Source organism: Bradyrhizobium sp. HKCCYLRH3061 (assembly GCF_051168015.1).
In the GTDB taxonomy this organism is placed as follows: domain Bacteria; phylum Pseudomonadota; class Alphaproteobacteria; order Rhizobiales; family Xanthobacteraceae; genus Bradyrhizobium.
Genome location: NZ_JBNPUE010000007.1, coordinates 16,542 through 33,362 on the forward strand (window position 1 = coordinate 16,542; position 16,821 = coordinate 33,362).

13 protein-coding genes are annotated in these 16,821 nt (G+C 66.5%); 4 read left to right on the forward strand and 9 right to left on the reverse strand.

Annotated elements, in window-relative coordinates; translation table 11 throughout:
- Positions 1 to 190 precede the first annotated feature (190 nt).
- Positions 191 to 2,200 carry a putative bifunctional diguanylate cyclase/phosphodiesterase gene (locus ACQR2C_RS13905; protein ID WP_315801743.1) on the forward strand — a complete coding sequence of 670 codons (2,010 nt, stop codon included), beginning with the start codon at positions 191 to 193 and terminating at the stop codon, positions 2,198 to 2,200.
- A gap of 1 nt (position 2,201) precedes the next feature.
- Here ACQR2C_RS13905 and ACQR2C_RS13910 read toward each other — a convergent pair whose 3' ends face one another.
- Complete coding sequence (locus ACQR2C_RS13910) at positions 2,202 to 2,636, reverse strand: cupin domain-containing protein (RefSeq protein WP_315801742.1); 435 nt, start codon at positions 2,634 to 2,636, stop codon at positions 2,202 to 2,204.
- Between the two features lie 11 nt (positions 2,637 to 2,647).
- Positions 2,648 to 3,415 (reverse strand): hydroxyacylglutathione hydrolase, encoded by a 768-nt coding sequence (gene gloB / locus ACQR2C_RS13915; protein WP_315801741.1) that lies wholly within the window; start codon positions 3,413 to 3,415, stop codon positions 2,648 to 2,650.
- Between the two features lie 192 nt (positions 3,416 to 3,607).
- Between gloB and ACQR2C_RS13920 the strand changes: the two genes are divergently transcribed.
- Positions 3,608 to 4,384, forward strand: a complete 777-nt coding sequence (locus ACQR2C_RS13920) for a class I SAM-dependent methyltransferase (protein ID WP_315801740.1) — start codon at positions 3,608 to 3,610, stop codon at positions 4,382 to 4,384.
- 86 nt (positions 4,385 to 4,470) lie between these two features.
- On the opposite strand, the gene ACQR2C_RS13925 is transcribed toward ACQR2C_RS13920, so the two are convergent.
- The 5 genes from ACQR2C_RS13925 to ACQR2C_RS13945 all read right to left on the reverse strand — a co-directional run bounded on the left by ACQR2C_RS13925 (position 4,471) and on the right by ACQR2C_RS13945 (position 11,915).
- Positions 4,471 to 5,298 (reverse strand): DUF4167 domain-containing protein, encoded by an 828-nt coding sequence (locus ACQR2C_RS13925; protein ID WP_315801739.1) that lies wholly within the window; start codon positions 5,296 to 5,298, stop codon positions 4,471 to 4,473.
- A 563-nt stretch (positions 5,299 to 5,861) separates the two neighbouring features.
- Positions 5,862 to 6,749 (reverse strand): peptide chain release factor N(5)-glutamine methyltransferase, encoded by an 888-nt coding sequence (gene prmC, locus ACQR2C_RS13930; protein WP_434881362.1) that lies wholly within the window; start codon positions 6,747 to 6,749, stop codon positions 5,862 to 5,864.
- Between the two features lie 193 nt (positions 6,750 to 6,942).
- The gene (gene prfA, locus ACQR2C_RS13935; RefSeq protein ID WP_316179225.1) at positions 6,943 to 8,028 is read right to left on the reverse strand and encodes a peptide chain release factor 1; all 1,086 of its coding nucleotides are present in this window, start codon (positions 8,026 to 8,028) and stop codon (positions 6,943 to 6,945) included.
- A 60-nt stretch (positions 8,029 to 8,088) separates the two neighbouring features.
- Positions 8,089 to 10,356, reverse strand: coding sequence for a phosphoenolpyruvate--protein phosphotransferase (ptsP, locus tag ACQR2C_RS13940; protein ID WP_315715187.1), 2,268 nt, complete (start codon positions 10,354 to 10,356; stop codon positions 8,089 to 8,091).
- A 302-nt stretch (positions 10,357 to 10,658) separates the two neighbouring features.
- The gene (locus ACQR2C_RS13945; protein WP_315801736.1) at positions 10,659 to 11,915 is read right to left on the reverse strand and encodes an aspartate kinase; all 1,257 of its coding nucleotides are present in this window, start codon (positions 11,913 to 11,915) and stop codon (positions 10,659 to 10,661) included.
- A gap of 160 nt (positions 11,916 to 12,075) precedes the next feature.
- On the opposite strand from ACQR2C_RS13945, the gene ACQR2C_RS13950 reads away from it, so the two are divergent.
- Together ACQR2C_RS13950 and ubiG are read left to right on the forward strand one after the other, a co-directional pair.
- Positions 12,076 to 12,543 carry a PH domain-containing protein gene (locus ACQR2C_RS13950; RefSeq protein WP_315801735.1) on the forward strand — a complete coding sequence of 156 codons (468 nt, stop codon included), beginning with the start codon at positions 12,076 to 12,078 and terminating at the stop codon, positions 12,541 to 12,543.
- A gap of 47 nt (positions 12,544 to 12,590) precedes the next feature.
- Positions 12,591 to 13,355: a bifunctional 2-polyprenyl-6-hydroxyphenol methylase/3-demethylubiquinol 3-O-methyltransferase UbiG gene (gene ubiG, locus ACQR2C_RS13955; protein WP_434881494.1), complete on the forward strand. Its 765-nt coding sequence runs from the start codon at positions 12,591 to 12,593 to the stop codon at positions 13,353 to 13,355.
- Positions 13,356 to 13,446: 91 nt separating this feature from the next.
- On the opposite strand, the gene ACQR2C_RS13960 is transcribed toward ubiG, so the two are convergent.
- Both ACQR2C_RS13960 and ACQR2C_RS13965 read right to left on the reverse strand, forming a co-directional pair.
- Positions 13,447 to 15,546: a S9 family peptidase gene (locus ACQR2C_RS13960; protein ID WP_434881363.1), complete on the reverse strand. Its 2,100-nt coding sequence runs from the start codon at positions 15,544 to 15,546 to the stop codon at positions 13,447 to 13,449.
- Between the two features lie 8 nt (positions 15,547 to 15,554).
- A complete protein-coding gene (locus tag ACQR2C_RS13965; RefSeq protein ID WP_434847380.1) occupies positions 15,555 to 16,742 on the reverse strand; it encodes a pyridoxal-phosphate-dependent aminotransferase family protein in 1,188 nt (395 codons plus the stop codon).
- Positions 16,743 to 16,821 lie beyond the last annotated feature (79 nt).

Consider the following 16,821-nt stretch of genomic DNA (forward strand, 5'->3'; position numbering starts at 1 on the left):
GCCTCGCATGCGAACTTCGGCGGCCCAATCCGACGGTTATCCTTGATGCGCACTTAACCGTGCGCAAAACCAGCGCGCCGGCCGGTAGCTCACAACCGTCGATTACAGTTTGACGCGTTCTGCACCTAACCCGCCCTTTACCCGTCCTGAGCGATAGTCCCTGCGAAATGGTGCTGACAACGGGGCGGCAATGCCGGACGTGAGACGTTACATGGCCCGCGCGGCGGAGTTGTTTCGCGTTCCCGCCGACAATCCCGAGCTGACGCGTGCGCAGTTCCAGGCGTTCTCCAAGCAGGTGCCGCTGCTCTATTTCATTCTCATCACCAATAGTCTGGCGCTCGCCTACACGTTCCTGCCGGTGGCGCCGGCGTGGCTGACGATTTCAGTGCCGGCGCTGCTGTCGACGATTACCGGCGTTCGCATGCTGTGGTGGCTGCGGCAGGGCGAGTCCGCCAGCAGCGACGCCGAGGTGCTGCGCAACCTCCGTGTCACCAACCGGATTGCCGGTCCGATCGGAGCGCTGTTCGTCGTCTGGTCGTTCGCGTTGTTTCCCTATGGCGATCCGTTCGCCAAGGGGCAGGTCGCGTTCTACATGGCGGTCACGGTCATCGGCATCATCTTCTGCCTCATGCATCTGCGCTCCGCGGCGCTGATCGTGACCCTCGTGGTCATCGTCCCCTATGTCGTCTTCTTCATGTCCACGGGCGTTCACGCGCTGCGGGCGATCGCTGTCAATCAGCTGCTCGTGTCCGGCGCCATGGTCACGGTGCTGTTCATCTACTACCGCGATTTCGCTGCGCTGGTTGCCAGCCGCAAATCGCTGCTCGCGGAGCAGGCCGCGACGCAAGCGCTGTCGGATGAAAACTTCCGGCTCGCCAATCTGGATTCGCTGACCGATCTGCCCAATCGCCGTCGCTTCTTCTCGGAGCTCACGCAAGCCTTCGCCGAGGCCGAGCGGGACGGCACGCGGCTTGCCGTCGGCATCATCGATCTCGACGGCTTCAAGCCGATCAACGACACCTATGGGCATACGGTCGGCGACCGCGTGCTGATGGAGGCCGCGCGCCGCATCCGCGACGCCTGTGCCGGCCATGGCGGCCAGGTCCATCTCGCCCGGCTCGGCGGCGACGAGTTCGGACTGGTGGTCGCCGGCAATCCAACGGACGACGATCTGCTCAACCTCGGACGGCAGATCACCGACCTCATCAAGCTGCCTTATCAGTTCGACACGACTCATACGGGCCTGTCGTGCTCGACCGGCTTTGCGCTGTATCCGCGCTCGGCCATGGTTGCGGATGCGCTGTACGAATGCGCCGATTATGCGCTCTACCACGCCAAGCGTCGCGCCCGCGGCCAGGCCATCATCTTCTCGACCGAGCTCGAGGCGGAGATCCGCAGCCGCAGCGTGATCGAGCATCTGTTGCGCACGGCCGATTTCGACGCCGAGATGGATCTGGCGTTTCAGCCAATCATGGACGCCACGAACGCACGCACCACCGGCTTCGAGGTCCTGGCGCGCTGGCACAGTCCCAAGCTGGGCACGGTGTCGCCCGCGAGCTTCATCCCGGCCGCCGAGCGGATCGGCGTCATCCGCAGCCTGACGCGTTGTCTCCTGGTCAAGGCGCTCGCCGCGGCGCGGACCTGGCCGGACGACATTCGCGTGTCGTTCAATCTCTCCGCACACGACATCTGTTCTCCGGACGGCGTTCTGCCGCTGCTGGCGGTCATCCATGCCAGCGGTGTGCCGCCGCGCCGCATCGAGTTCGAGATCACCGAAACCGCCGTCACCTTCGATTTCGCTCGTGCCGAGCAGTCGATCGCGGCATTGAAGGCGATCGGTTGCGGCATCTCGCTGGACGATTTCGGCACCGGCTACTCGTCGCTCAGCCACGTTCACCGGCTGCCGCTCGACAAGCTCAAGGTCGACCGCAGTTTCGTGAGCGACGTCAATGCCAATCCGATCAGCCACAAGATCATCAAGTCGCTGACCGGCCTCTGCGCCGACATGGAAATTTCGTGCGTAGTCGAAGGTGTCGAGACCAAGGAGCAGCTCGACAGCCTGCGGCGTCTGGGCGCGGACTACATCCAGGGCTACTACTTCGCCAAGCCGATGCCGGCCGATGCGGTTTCCGGCTTCCTCGCCCAGGAGCGCGAGCGCTTCGCCGAGCCGGCCGCGAAGGTCGTCGGCGCGAGCGCCTGACTCAGACCTCCGGCTCCCAGCCGGGCGGCGCGAGTTCGAATCCTTCGAACATGAAGCCCGGCGCCACCGTGCAGCCGACGAGCGTCCAATCGCCGCTGCTCTCGGCGGCCTGCCAGGCATGGGCGGGCACCACCGCCTGCGGTTGCTGGCCGGCTGCGAGGTCGATGCCCAGCGTCGTCGTTTGCGGCGCCTGGCCTTCGGCGGCGATCCGCAAGGTCAGCGGTGCCCCGGCATAGAAGTGCCAGGTCTCGACTGCATCGACCCTGTGCCAATGCGAACGCTCGCCGCGCGCAAGCAGGAAATAGATCAGCGTCGATGCGGCGCGGCCGGAGGCGTCGACGGCCGGATCGCGAAACGTCTCGCGAAAATGTCCGCCCTCCGGATGCGGCTGCAGACCGAGACGCGCGATGATGTCGGCAGCCGAGAGCGTAGCCATCGTCCTCAGCCCTACGACTTGTTCTTGCGCTCGCGCAACTCGCCGAACACCTGCTCGGCGCTCGCGCCCTTCATGCGCAGCCGCAGCGCGACGGCCGGATCGTCGGCGCGCAGGAACACGTTGGTGTTCTTTTCGTCGCCGAGCAGCGACGGGATGGTCGGCCGGTTGGCGGCACGGAGCCGTCCCACCTCGTCGGCGCGGGCTTTCAGTGCCTCGTTGTCGCCGTCGACGGTGAGGGCGAATTTGACGTTCGATGCGGTGTATTCGTGGCCGCAATACAGCCTGAAATCGTCCGGCAGGGCGCGCAGCTTGAGCAGCGAGTCCCACATCATCGAATAGGTGCCCTCGAACACGCGGCCGCAGCCGACCGAGAACAGCGTGTCGGCCGCAAACAACGCCTTGTCGGCATCGAACACGTAGGAGACGTGGTCGAGCGTATGGCCTGGCGTTTCCAGCACGCGCGCGAGCAACTCGCCGATCTTCACGACATCGCCATGGGCGACTCGCAGATCGACGTTGGCGATCGCCGTCGTCTTGTCGTGCGGCGCGACGACCCGGCAGCCATATTTCTGCTTGAGCTCGGCGACGCCGCCGACGTGGTCGTGATGATGATGCGTGATCAGGATGTCGGTGAGCGTCCAGCCTTCGGCGTCCAACTGCCGGACGATCGGTCCGGCCTCGGGGGCGTCGATCGAGGCAGTCGCACCGGTCGCAGGGTCATGGATCAGATAGCCGAAATTGTCGGACAGGCAGGTGAAGGCGCGGATGTCGGCGGCCATGATGTCTCCGTCGGCGGGACCGGGCGAGGCACGATGGTCGCGCTCGCGATGCCAGAAGGTGGTGGAGGCGGAGCCCGGGCGCGGCGTTGCGGGCGGCCTCCGATGTGCCGGGCAGAGATATGGCGTTAACGCTGGAGGCGCAACGCAATATTGGGCGCGCGGCGGCGCGCGCCCGCATGATACATTGACGTCATGGACGTGATCGATCTGCGAAATTTCTATTCGGGTCGCCTCGGGATCGTCGCGCGGCTCCTGATCAACCGCGGTATCCGCGCGCGCTGGCCGAGCGCGGCCGGGCAGCGGGTGCTGGGCATCGGCTATCCCACGCCCTATCTCGGCTTGTTCCGCGAGGATTCCGAACGCTGCATCGCCTTCATGCCGGCGGCCCAGGGGGTACTAAAATGGCCGACGGCACGGCCGACGCTGGCCTCGCTGGTGGACGAATTCTCGCTGCCGCTGCCTGATGCGGCGGTCGACCGCATCCTGATCGTGCATGCGCTGGAGATGTCGGACGACCCGGCCGGGCTGCTGCGCGAGATGTGGCGGGTGCTGGCGCCGGCGGGACGCATGATCATCGTGATCCCGAACCGGCGCGGCGTCTGGACGCGGACCGACAACACGCCGTTCGGCCATGGCCGGCCTTATTCGCGCTCGCAGATCACGCAGCTGCTGCGGCAGACCTGGTTCACGCCGACCGGCTGGGGCGAGGCGCTGTTCATGCCCCCGGTTGGCGGCTGGTTCCTGAAATCGGCGATGGCCTGGGAGCGCGTCGGCGCGGCGCTGTCGCTGCCGTTCGCCGGTGTCCACATCGTCGAGGCGACCAAGCAGGTCTACCGGGTGATCCCGGCGCGCCGCGAGCGCATCCGGCTGATCCCGCGGCTCGAACCGGTGCTGGCGCCGTCGCCGTCGGCCCCCGGATCCAGTGGCTCCGGTCGCCGCGAGGCCGGTCCGCCGTCGCGCGAGGGATGATCCCGGGCCGTTCTCCTGCGCGCCTCCCGCACAAAAAAACGGGTGGGCTCTGAGCCCACCCGTTTCGTCATGATGGAGCGTAATCGCTATTCGCCCGGATTGAGATCCTCACTCGGCGCCGGTGCAGCAGCGGCCGCTTCAGTGCGCGGACCATGCGGACGCCGGCGGCGGCGCGGATAGCGCTCGGCAGCGCCCTCGAAGGCGGCCGGGGGATTGGCGATCTGCGGCTGCGGACCGGTGATGAAGGACGGCAGCCGATCGACGCCGCTGTCGGCGATGACGGGCTGGGGTTGCGGCTGCGGCTGATACTGGACGGGCTGCGGACGCTCGCGGTGCTCGCGCGGCTCCCGCTCGCGATGCTCCCGCGGTTCACGGTGCTCCCGCGGCTCGCGGTGTTCGCGCGGCTCGCGATGCTCACGCGCTTCGCGATGCTCACGCGGCTGCTGCTCGCGCTGATAGGGCTGGTTGTCGCCGCGCTCGCGCTGGCCGCCTTCGCGGTCGCGCATGAAGGGCTGGGGTTGAGGCTGCGGCTGGGCCGGAACGAAGCCGGGCTCCTGGCCGAAATGCGAGAAGCTCTCGCCGTCATCATCGAGGTCGTCGACGGTCAGGTCCTCGGTGTTGCGCGGCTGCTGCGGCTGGTTCTGGCGGAACTGCTCCTGCGCGGCGGCAATCAGGCGGAAATAGTGCTCGGCGTGCTGGTAGTAATTTTCGGCGGCAACGGGGTCACCCGAGGAGCGGGCGTCGCGGGCAAGCTGGACATATTTCTCGGCGACATGAGAGGCTGTGCCGCGGATCTTGATGTCCGGCCCGTTGGACTCGAACACCCTGGTCAGCGGATTCTGGCCGCGCCGGTTATTATTGTTGTTACCGCTGTTCCGGTTGCGCATCCGCTTGTTGTTCTGACCGTTTCTCATGTCCTGCCTTTATTCCAACCCTGCGTTAGGAGCACCGATTGTCTGAGCACTGATTGTTATGCACTGATTGTTATCGGAATACCGAGAGCGTATTGAAATACCTTCGCCGGGCTCGGGCGCCTCGCGCGCGGTCCAAATGGTCCCATCCGACCCATGTCGGTTCCGACATGCCGGTTTGATCCATGCCGATGTGATCGACAGCCGATTCTCTCGACAAAAGCGCGTTCAAAACGCGTTCCCCACCCGCCAGCCCCTGGGACCGGCGAACCACGTCATTCAGCCAGCCAAGGCGACATGCGCCACGACCACCCAGTTTGCTTAGCGTAAGACCTCAAGTGCAAAGTCAGGCTTTCGTTCGCTTTGCAGTCGCGGGCTGCGCAGCCATCCGGCTCTCGCGCTCAGCAGATCTGCGTTCTGGAACCTATCGCCCGGCGTGGCTCTCTGGCATCTGACCGCGGCGGTGTTCCGTGAATACCGCTCGTCGTGGCCTGCACCGGTGCTGTGGATGGAACGTAGTCGCTCCCGGGGGATATTCCAAGAGCTTTTTCCGTATCCCCGGACCTTTACCGGAGCTTTTTTAGGCCCATGACGGTTCGGGGAATACCGGCCAGATCGGCCCGGATCGTGGAGGAATCGGCCGCCAGGCCAGCCCTCACCATCAATGCAGCGACGCCGTCACTCTGGCCAAGCCCGACCTCCACGATGACAGCGCCGCCCGGCCGAAGCAGGGCCGCTGCCTGCGGGATCAGCGCGCGGTAGGCGTCGAGCCCGTCCTTGCCTCCGTCCAGTGCGCGCAGCGGATCATGACTGCGCACCTCGACGTCGAGCTCGCTGATCTCGGACGACGGAATGTAGGGCGGGTTCGACACGATCAGGTCGAAGCCAGCGGACAGCGCTGCTGCATAGGAGCAGGCGACGAAGCCGGCGCGGTCGGCCAATCCGAGCGCGCGCGCATTGTCCCGCGCAGTGGCCAGCGCACCGACGCTGATGTCGGTGCCGACGCCATGGGCCCGTGGCAGCTCGGACAGCAATGCCAGCAGGATCGCGCCGGAGCCGGTGCCGAGATCGGCGATGCGCAAGGGGCGCGTCAGGGCGCCGCCGGCGGCGAGATGCTCGAGTGCCAGTTCGACCACGGTCTCGGTGTCCGGCCGCGGCACCAGCGTATCCGCCGAGAGCTGCAGCGGCAGGCCCCAGAACTCCTTGGCTCCGAGGAGGCGCGCCACCGGCTCGCCGACCAGCCGGCGTTGCACCAGCGCTTCCAGACGCTGCGCATCCGCGTGGGATAGCTGCCGTTGGCCATGCATTACGAGACCGGTGAGGTCGAGCTGAAGCGCATGGCCCAGAAGCAGCCGCGCATCGAGCTCCGGCGAATCGAGACCGGCGGCCGCAAAGCGGGCCGCAACCGCGCGCCGCGCCGAGTCGATGTTTGCGCCGGCGATGATCTCGGTCATCGCCAGCGCTCTCTCCACGGGTCATCCCCGCGAACGCGGGGATCCATACGCCGTGCCGTTGCGAGGCGGAAGGTCGGAGTTGCAGCCTTTGCCAGCCACGAATGCCTGTGGTGATGGGTCCCGGCGTTCGCCGGGACGACAGCTGATGTGCCGCAACACGGTCGCGCTTCGGTTGGCAGCGCGCAGGCGCCGCTCACGCCGCGGCGCCCTGCGCGGCAAGCTGTGCCGCCTGATGCTCCGTCGTCAGCGCGTCGATCAGTTCGCCCAGCGCTTCGCCCGCGATCACCTGCGGCAGCTTGTAGAGCGTCAGATTGATGCGGTGGTCGGTGACGCGCCCCTGCGGGAAATTGTAGGTGCGGATGCGCTCCGAGCGGTCGCCGGAGCCGACCTTCTCCTTGCGGTCGGCGGAGCGCGCGGCGTCGACCTTCTGCCGCTCGGCGTCGTAGATGCGCGAGCGCAGGATGTTCATCGCCGAGGCGCGGTTCTTATGCTGCGAGCGGCTGTCCTGCATCATCACCACGATGCCGGTCGGAAGGTGGGTGATGCGGATCGCCGATTCGGTCTTGTTGACGTGCTGGCCGCCGGCGCCCTGCGCGCGCATGGTCTCGATGCGCAAATCGTCCTGCTTGATGTCGACGTCGACATCCTCGACCTCGGGCAGCACGGCGACCGTCGCCGCCGAGGTGTGGATGCGGCCCTGCGTCTCGGTATCCGGCACGCGCTGCACCCGGTGCACGCCGGATTCGAACTTCAGCTTGGCGAAGGCGCCGCGGCCCTGCACCTCGGCGATGATCTCCTTGTAGCCGCCGACGGTGCCTTCGGACGCCGAGATCACCTCGACCTTCCAGCCCTGCAGGGCGGCGAACCGTTCGTACATGCGGAACAGATCGCCGGCAAACAACGAGGCCTCGTCGCCGCCGGTGCCGGCGCGGATTTCGAGCACGACGTTGCGGTCGTCCATCGCATCCTTGGGCAGCAGCGCGACACGGATCTTCTGCTCGAGCTCGCCGCGGCGCGCGATCAGCTCGTCGCGCTCGGCCTCGGCCATCGCCCGCATCTCGGCATCGGTGGCGGGATCGGCGATCAGCGCCTCGGTGTCGGCGAGTTCTTTGACTCCTGCACGATAAGCCTTCACCGCGTCGATCAGCGGATTGAGCTCGGCGAGCTCGCGGGTGATCTGCACGTAGCGGTCGGAATTGACCTGGCCGAGCAGCTCCGCCTCGAGCGAGGCGTGATGCGCGAGCAGGACATCGAGTTTGGCTTCGGGAAGCGACGACATGTTGCAATCTGATCTAGGAGCAAACGATACGGACGGAAGGCGGCCGGCGCGACGGGCCGGCTACAGCGCGAGGCCTTCGCTCTCGGCGAACTCGGTCAGCTTCTGCCGCATCGAGAAGCTGCCGGCCGGCGCGGCCAGCCATTCGGCCATCTTCGTCGCCGCCTTGCCGGCGTCGAGTTCGAGGATCATCGCCTTCACAGGGCCGTGCGCGGTGGCCGACAACGACAGCGAACGGTAGCCGAGCGCGATCAGCGCCAATGCGCCGATCGGCTTGGAGGCCATCTCGCCGCACAGTGACACCGACCGTTTCGCCGCCTTGGCCTTGTGCACGATCTGCTGCAACGCCCGCAGGATCGGCGTCGACAGCGTGTCGAAGCGCTCGGAGACCTTGGCGTTGCCGCGATCGACCGCGAACAGGAACTGGAACAGGTCGTTCGAGCCGACCGAGATGAAATCGACCTTCGAAAGCAGCTCGTCGAGCTGATACAGCAGCGCCGGGACCTCGAGCATGGTGCCGACGTCGACGCGCTCCGGCAGCGTATGGCCGTGCTGGCGCAGATAGGTCAGCTCGCGCTCGACGATCGCCTTGGCCGTGTCGAACTCGGCGACTTCCGAGATCATCGGGAACATGATGCGCAGCGAGCGGCCGCCGCCGGCGCGCAGCAGCGCCCGGATCTGGCCGCGCAGCAGGCCCGGACGGTCGAGGCCGAGGCGGATCGCGCGCCATCCGAGCGCCGGATTCTCCTCGATCACGGTCTCCATGTAGGGCAGAGCCTTGTCGCCGCCGATGTCGAGCGTGCGGAACGTGACCGGCTTGTGGCCGGCGGCGTCGAGCACCGTGCGATACAGCGCCAGCTGGTCGCTGGAGCGCGGCAGGCTGGCGGACACCATGAACTGCAACTCGGTGCGGAACAGGCCGATGCCGGCGCTGCCGGTGTCCTCGATATGCGGCAGGTCGATGACCAGGCCGGCATTGATCATCAGCTCGACCGGCTGGCCGTCCTTGGTCACGCAGGGCTTGTTGCGCAGCTCGCCATATTGCGCCTGGCGGCGGGCGCGGAAGCGCACCCGTTCGGCATAGGCGGATTCGATCTCGGAGGACGGCCGAACGTAGATCGAGCCCGACGTGCCATCGACGATGATGGCGTCGCCGGGATCGGCGATGCCCGGCGCGTTCGGCACCTCGCCGACGGCGGGAATGCCGAGCGCACGCGCCACGATCGCGACATGCGAGTTGGCGGTGCCTTCCTCGAGCACGAGGCCGCGCAGCCGTTTGCGGTCGTAGTCGAGCAGCGCCGCCGGACCCATCGCGCGCGCGATCAGGATGGCGTTGTCGGGCAGGTGCTCGCGCCGCGGCGCGTGATCCTGGCCGACGAGCTGGCGCAGCAGCCGGTAGCCGAGATCCTCGAGATCGTGCAGGCGCTCGCGCAGATACGGATCGGTCGAGCGCAGCATGCGGGCGCGGGTGTCGGACTGCACGCGCTCGACGGCGGCTTCGGCCGTGAGGCCGGTCGCCACCGCCTCGTGCAGCTTGTGCGACCAGCCCTGATCGTTGGCGAACATGCGATAGGCTTCGAGCACCTCGCGGTGCTCGCCGCCATCGGCGACGTCACCGCGCTCCAGCATGCGGTCGAGGTCGGCGCGCAGCTTGAGCAGCGCGGCGTCGAGCCGCTTGATCTCCTTGGGCAGGTCCTCGGCGATGTAGTTGTTGATGACGACGCGCGGCTCGTGCAGCACGACATGGCCGAGCGCGATGCCATCGGAGAGCACCGTGCCGGTCTTGTGGATCGAGTGCCGCGCCGCCGGCTCGGCGCCGGGCTGGGCGAGCGCTGCGAGCTCGCCGGAGGCGATCATCTCGGCGAGCACCATCGCGGTGGTCTGCAGCGCCTCGACCTCTTCCTCGACATAGGTGCGCTTGGCGCGGTTCTGCACCACCAGCACGCCGAGCGTGTTGCCGGCGCGCAGGATCGGCACGCCGAGGAAGGAGTGGTAGATCTCCTCGCCGGTCTCCGGACGATACGAGAAGGCGGGATGGCTCTGCGCGTCGTTCAGGTTGAGCGGCGTGGCCTCGCTGGCGACGAGGCCGACAAGGCCCTCATGCGCGCTCAGCACGGTCATGTGCACGGCGTCGCGGTTCAGACCTTCGGTAGCGTAGAGCTCGAGCGTGTTGTCGACGCGCAGCACATAGACCGAGCAGACCTCAGCGACCATGTTGGCCGCGATCAGCACCACGATCTTGTCGAGCCGCTCCTGTGCCGAGACCTGCTCCGCCATGGTCTCGCGAAGCCGTCTGAGCAGGACGCGGGGGCCTCCCGACGCGCTTCGCATGTGGCACAATCCCCCTTCCTGGGGCCAGCCCGGCACGCGGCCGGATCTGGCGCTAAACTCGCGGCATCGAACAGCTTTCTCGATTCGGCACTATCGCACGCTCAGAGTGCCGGCCCGAACCAGAACAACCATCACTGGAGCACAGTTTGCGGCTGCCATCCTGCGATGGCGTATAGCGAATTAGGGCTTGTTTTGCCAAGCAAAACGCCTGCCACCGCGGGCGGCGTCAACGGCTTTCGAACGATCTTCGGCCCGTCCCGCTGTCACATAACGGGACAGGTGTGGTCGCGGAGGAGGATTTTCTAGGCCTGGTCCAGTCCGTAGAGCGTATGCAGCGTGCGGACGGCGAGCTCGGTGTAGGCGGCGTCGATCAGCACCGAGAACTTGATCTCGGAGGTCGTGATCGCGCGGATGTTGATGTTGCGGGCGGCGAGGGCGGCAAATCCCTTGGCGGCGACGCCGGCATGGCTGCGCATGCCCGAGCCGATCACCGAGACCTTGGCAACGTCGGTCGCGGTATCCAGGCGCTGATAGCCGATCTTGTCCTTGGCCGCCGTGATGGTCTCGCGCGCGCGATTGTAATCGGTGGCCGGCACCGTGAAGGTGAGATCGGTGGTCTTGCCGTCTTCCGAGACGTTCTGGACGATCATGTCGACGTTGATGTTGGCATCCGCCAGTGGTCCGAAGATCGAGGCGGCAACACCCGGCTTGTCCTCGATCTGGCGCACCGAGATCTGGGCCTCGTCCTTGGAGAAGGCGATGCCGGTCACGACGTGATTTTCCATGATTTGTTCCTCGCTGCAGATCAGCGTCCCCGGCGGCTGGTTGGCGTGCGGGTCGATATCCTCGGGCTTGTCGAATGAGGAGCGGACAAAGATCGGCATGTTGTGGACCATGCCCAGTTCCACCGAGCGGACCTGCAGCACCTTGGCGCCCTGGGACGCCAGCTCCAGCATGTCCTCGAAGGCGATCTTGTCGAGCCGCTTGGCCTTCGGCACCACCCGGGGATCGGTGGTATAGACGCCGTCGACGTCGGTATAGATGTCGCAGCGGTCGGCCTTGATGGCGGCCGCGATCGCCACCGCCGAGGTGTCCGAGCCGCCGCGGCCGAGCGTGGTGATTCGCCCGGTTTCGGCGTTGATGCCCTGGAAGCCGGCGATGACCGCGACCTCCTTGCGGTCGCGAAAGCGCTGGATCAGCTCGGAGCCGTCGATATCGACGATTCGCGCCGAGGCATGGGCATCGCTGGTCTTGATCGGGATCTGCCAGCCCTGCCACGAGCGGGCCTGGATGCCCATGCCCTGCAGCACGATCGCCAGCAGGCCGGACGTGACCTGCTCGCCCGAGGCCACGACGGCGTCGTATTCGCGCGCATCGTGCATCGGCGACGCCTCGGTGCACCAGGCGACCAGTTCGTTGGTCTTGCCCGACATCGCCGAGACGACAACGGCGACCTCATGACCGGCATCGACCTCGCGCTTGACGTGGCGCGCGACGTTGCGGATGCGGTCGATGTTGGCGACGGAGGTGCCGCCGAATTTCAGCACGAGGCGACCCATGACGACGCGCTCATTCCCATCAGGAGGATAAGTTGACCGGCTGAGCGCGAAACCGGAGGCGCGCCAGCCGAAACGCGCGTATACATAGCGCCGCGGCTGGGGGCAAGACGGTTCCTTGTGGTGACAGGGTCAGGTTACAGGGTCAGGTTAGAGGCTTGGAATGGCGCGTTACATCGACGAAATCCTGCAACCCGGCGAGAAGGTGCTGTATTCGACCAATGCGCACTGGATGTTCTACCTTCCGGCGATCGGGGCCTGGATCGTCGTGTTCGGATTGCTCGTCCTCACCCGCATGACCGTGAACGACAATCTGGTCATGCTGTGCCTGGCCACCGCCGCCGTCATCGCCATTGTTGCGCTGTATTGGACGGTCCGGGCCTGGTTCCATCGTCTCACCACCGAGACGGACGTCACCAATCGCCGCGTCGTGCACAAAACCGGTTTCATCAAGCGCCGTACCTTCGAGATGGCCCTCGACAAGGTCGAGAGCGTCGACGTCAACCAGACCATCATGGGACGGGTTCTCAATTACGGTGATGTCACCATCTTGGGTGTGGGCGAGGGCAAGGAAACCATTTCGACCATCGCGGAGCCGCTGGCGTTCCGGAACGCCATCACGGCGCGTTAGCCCGGTACGGCGCCGCAGCTTCGATCATTGAGTATTCAGCGATGACAATGCCTCAGGATTCCCGCAGCTCTTCTGTTCCCTCCGGCTCGACCGTCGATCCGGCCGAGATCGCGAAGTTCTCGAAACTGTCCGAGACCTGGTGGGACCCGAAGGGTAAGATGGCGCCCCTGCACAAGATCAACCCGCTGCGCCTGACCTATATCCGCGATGCCGCCTGCCGGAAATTCGAGCGCAACGCCAAGAGCCTCAACTGCCTGTCGGGGCTGCGCATGCTCGACATCGGCTGCGGCGCGGGATTGCTGTGCGAGCCGTTCACACGGCTGGGCGCGCAGGTCGTCGGCGTCGACCCTTCGGCCAGCAACATTGCCGCTGCCAGGCTGCATGCCGAGAAGGGGCATCTGTCGATCGACTACCGCTGCACCACGATCGAGGAGATGGACCCGCGCGAGCGCTTCGACATCGTGCTGGCGATGGAGGTCGTCGAGCACGTCACCGACGTCAGTGCCTTCCTCGGCCGCTGTGCCGCGGTGCTGAAGCCGGGCGGCATGATGGTGGTCTCGACCCTGAACCGCAACTGGAAGAGCTTTGCGCTCGCCATCGTCGGCGCCGAATACGTGCTGCGCTGGCTGCCGCGCGGCACGCACGAGTGGAGCAAGTTCGTCACGCCGGACGAACTGACCAAATACCTGCTCGACAACCGCCTGGTCATCACCGAGCAGAGCGGTGTCGTCTACAGCCCCTTCGCCGACCGCTGGAGCCTGTCGACCGATATGGACGTGAACTACATGGTGGTCACCGAGCAGATGGTCTAGCCGGCGCGGTGTGCCCGGCTGCCGCTCCACAACCGGTGTCGATGGGGTGCGATCCCGCGCCACGTCCGGCGATTGTCGGCGTCGGCCGCGCTCACGCCGTCCGATTCGCCAGCCCCACCGCCCATAGCGCGAACGCATAGACGATCGCGACCTCATCCAGCCGGTTGAAGCGCCCGGAGGCGCCGCCGTGGCCGGCGCCCATGTTGGTGCGCAGGAGGACCGGCCCGCCACCGGTCATCGTCGCGCGCAGCCGCGCGATCCACTTTGCCGGCTCCCAATAGGTGACGCGCGGGTCCGTCAGGCCGGCCATGGCCAGGATCGCCGGATAGTCCTTGGCCGCGACGTTCTCATACGGCGAGAAGGACAGGATGGTGCGGAAATCCGTCTCGCTCTCGATCGGGTTGCCCCATTCGGGCCATTCCGGCGGCGTCAGCGGCAGGGTGTCGTCGAGCATCGTATTCAGCACGTCGACGAACGGCACCTCGGCGACGATGCCGGCGAACAGCTCACCTGCGCGGTTGGCGACCGCGCCCATCAGCATGCCGCCGGCGCTGCCGCCATGGCCGACGATGCGCTTCGCGCTGGTGTAGTTGGCCGCGATCAGCGCCCGCGCGCAGGCTGAGAAATCGTCGAAACTGTTGGTCTTCTTCTCGCGCTTGCCGTCGAGGTACCAGCCCCAGCCCTTGTCGGTGCCGCCGCGGATATGGGCGATGGCGTAGACGAAGCCGCGGTCGACCAGCGACAGCCGGTTGGTGCTGAAAGACGCCGGCATCGCATGCCCATAGGAGCCGTAGCCATAGAGCAGCAGCGGCGCCGAGCCATCGGCCTTGAAGTCGCGCCGGTGCAGCAGCGACACCGGCACCTCGGCGCCATCATCGGCCTTCGCCATGATGCGCGTGGTGACGTAGTCGGCCGGATCGTGCCCGGACGGAATCTCCTGGCGCTTGCGCAAGGTTTTCGCGCGCGTCACCATGTCGTAGTCCCACACCTCCGACGGCGTCGTCATCGACGAATAGGCAAAGCGCAGGTTGGTCGTATCGAACTCGTAGGAGCCCATCGCGTCGAGCGAATAGGCGCCCTCGTCGAAGGCGATCGCGTGCTCCTCGCCGGATTTGAGGTCGCGGATCACGATCGACGGCAGCGCGTTGGCGCGCTCCAGTCGCACCAGGTGCCCGGTGTAGAGATCGTGATCGAGCACGTAGATGCCGGCGCGATGCGGAATGAGGTCGCGCCAGTTGGCGCGCTCGGGCGCAGACAGCGGCGCGGTGACGATCTTGAAGTCGATCGCGCCATCGGCATTGGTCAGGATGAACAGCTCGTCGCCGCGGTCGGCGATCGAATATTGCACGCCGTTCTCGCGGGCGGCGATGAGCCGCGGCGGCGCCTCGGGATGGTCGAGATCGATCAGCCGCTGCTCGGAGGTCTCGTGATCGCCGCCGGCGATGACGCAGAACCGGCCCGAGGTCGACTCGTGCACATGGGTGAACCAGCCAGTGTCCTTCTCCTCGTACACCAGCACATCGTCGGCCTGCCTGGTGCCGAGCCTGTGCCGCCACACCTGCATCGGGCGGTGGTTGTCGTCGAGCTTGACGTAGAAGAAGCTTTTGCAGTCGCGCGACCACACCGCGCCGCCGTCGGTCTCCTCGACGATGTCGGCGAGGTCATCGCCGCCATCCCAGTCGCGCACGCGGATGGTGAAATATTCCGAGCCCTTGGTGTCGGCGCTCCACGCCACGCGCTTGTGGTCGTGCGAATGCCGGCTGCCGCCGAACTTGAAATACTCATGCCCGCGCGCCAGCGCGTCGCCGTCGAGCCCGATCGTCTCCGCCCCGCCGTTGCGCGGCGTCCGGCAGAACAATTCGTGCTGGCCGCCCTCGCGGTACTTGCGGAAATAAGCGTAGGGCCCGTCCGGCGACGGCACCGAGGAATCGTCCTCCTTGATGCGGCCGCGCATCTCCGCGACGAGCTTCTTCTGCAGCGGTGAGGTGTGGCCGAGCACGGATTCCGCATAGGCGTTCTCGGCTTCGAGATAGGCGCGGATATCAGCATCCAGCAGCGACGGATCGTGCAGCACCTCCTGCCAGCGCGCGTCTTTCAGCCACGCATAGTCGTCCTGCACGGTGATGCCGTGGCGGGTGAAGCTGTGCTGATGGCGCGGCGCCACCGGCGCTGTTTTGCTGCTGTCTGTCATCTCGTCCTTTACGGGGTCACGCTCTCGCCGAGCCATTGGATCGCGGCGTCGAGGCCGCCGCGGCCGTGCGGGATCTTCAACGCCACCAGCGCCATTTCGATCACGCCGAGCGTGCCCAGCACCATCGGCGCGTTGACATGGCCCATATGGGCGATGCGGAACGCCTGGCCCTGCAGGTCGCCGATCCCGGTGCCGAGCACGACGCCGCACTGCTCCTTGCAGTAGGTCTGCAGCACCGCCGGATCATGGCCGCCGCCGACCAGCACCGTGGTCACGGTGTTGGAGCGCTCGGCGGCGTCTGCGATATTGAAGCCGATCACCTGGCCCTCGCTCCACTTCGCCACCGCGCGTCGCACGGCCTCGGCCAGCAGCTCATGCCGGCGGAAGGCGTGCGGCAGCCCTTCGTCGAACAGCATGTCCATGGCCTGGCGCAGCGCGAACAAGAGATGCACCGGCGCGGTGCCGCCATATTTGCGATAGTGCTCGGTGCCCTCGCGCTCGCTCCAGTCCCAATAGGGCGTGCGCATGTTGGCGCGCTTGTGCGCCTCGAGCGCGCGGGCGTTCGCGGCGACGAAGCCGAGACCGGGCGGCGTCATCAGGCCCTTCTGCGAGCCGGACATCGCGACGTCGATGCCCCATTCATCCATCTCGAACGGCATGCAGCCGAGCGAAGCGACGGTGTCGACCATGTAGAGCGCCGGATGGCCTGCGGCCTTGATGGCGCGGCCGATCGCCTCGACGTCATTGACGACGCCCGACGCCGTATCGATCTGCGCCACCACGATCGCCTTGATGGAGTGCTCCTTGTCGGCGCGCAGCCGCGCCTCGACCTCGGCCGGCCGCACCGCGCGGCGCCAGTCGCCACGGAGCACTTCGACCTCGGCGCCCATCGCGCGTGCCGCATTGCCCCAGCCGATCGCGAAGCGGCCGCTCTCCAGCACCAGCACCTTGTCGCCGCGCGCCAGCACGTTGGAGAGCACGGCCTCCCAGGCGCCGTGACCGTTGGCGATGTAGATGTAGGTCTTGCCCTTGGTCGCGAACAGCCGGCCGAGGTCGGACATGATGCCGTCGGTCAGCTCGACCATCTGCTTGGAGTAGATGTCGAGCGCGGGGCGGTGCATCGCCTGCAGCACCTCGTCGGGCATCGTGGTGGGTCCCGGGATGGCCAGAAACTCCCGGCCCGCGCGAACGGTCATTGTCAGTGTCCTCGGCGATGTGGTTTGGCGGTTGAGGGTGGTGATGGGCTCTCGCACACGGCCGGCCCAGCGCCGTTTT

Excerpts from the sequence above, each read along its gene's own strand:
- ACQR2C_RS13905 (WP_315801743.1), top strand. The coding sequence starts at position 191 with ATGCCGGACGTGAGACGTTACATGGCCCGCGCGGCGGAGTTGTTTCGC.
- ACQR2C_RS13910 (WP_315801742.1), bottom strand. The coding sequence starts at position 2,636 with ATGGCTACGCTCTCGGCTGCCGACATCATCGCGCGTCTCGGTCTGCAG.
- gloB (WP_315801741.1), bottom strand. The coding sequence starts at position 3,415 with ATGGCCGCCGACATCCGCGCCTTCACCTGCCTGTCCGACAATTTCGGC.
- ACQR2C_RS13920 (WP_315801740.1), top strand. The coding sequence starts at position 3,608 with ATGGACGTGATCGATCTGCGAAATTTCTATTCGGGTCGCCTCGGGATC.
- ACQR2C_RS13925 (WP_315801739.1), bottom strand. The coding sequence starts at position 5,298 with ATGAGAAACGGTCAGAACAACAAGCGGATGCGCAACCGGAACAGCGGT.
- prmC (WP_434881362.1), bottom strand. The coding sequence starts at position 6,749 with ATGACCGAGATCATCGCCGGCGCAAACATCGACTCGGCGCGGCGCGCG.
- prfA (WP_316179225.1), bottom strand. The coding sequence starts at position 8,028 with ATGTCGTCGCTTCCCGAAGCCAAACTCGATGTCCTGCTCGCGCATCAC.
- ptsP (WP_315715187.1), bottom strand. The coding sequence starts at position 10,356 with ATGCGAAGCGCGTCGGGAGGCCCCCGCGTCCTGCTCAGACGGCTTCGC.
- ACQR2C_RS13945 (WP_315801736.1), bottom strand. The coding sequence starts at position 11,915 with ATGGGTCGCCTCGTGCTGAAATTCGGCGGCACCTCCGTCGCCAACATC.
- ACQR2C_RS13950 (WP_315801735.1), top strand. The coding sequence starts at position 12,076 with ATGGCGCGTTACATCGACGAAATCCTGCAACCCGGCGAGAAGGTGCTG.
- ubiG (WP_434881494.1), top strand. The coding sequence starts at position 12,591 with ATGCCTCAGGATTCCCGCAGCTCTTCTGTTCCCTCCGGCTCGACCGTC.
- ACQR2C_RS13960 (WP_434881363.1), bottom strand. The coding sequence starts at position 15,546 with ATGACAGACAGCAGCAAAACAGCGCCGGTGGCGCCGCGCCATCAGCAC.
- ACQR2C_RS13965 (WP_434847380.1), bottom strand. The coding sequence starts at position 16,742 with ATGACCGTTCGCGCGGGCCGGGAGTTTCTGGCCATCCCGGGACCCACC.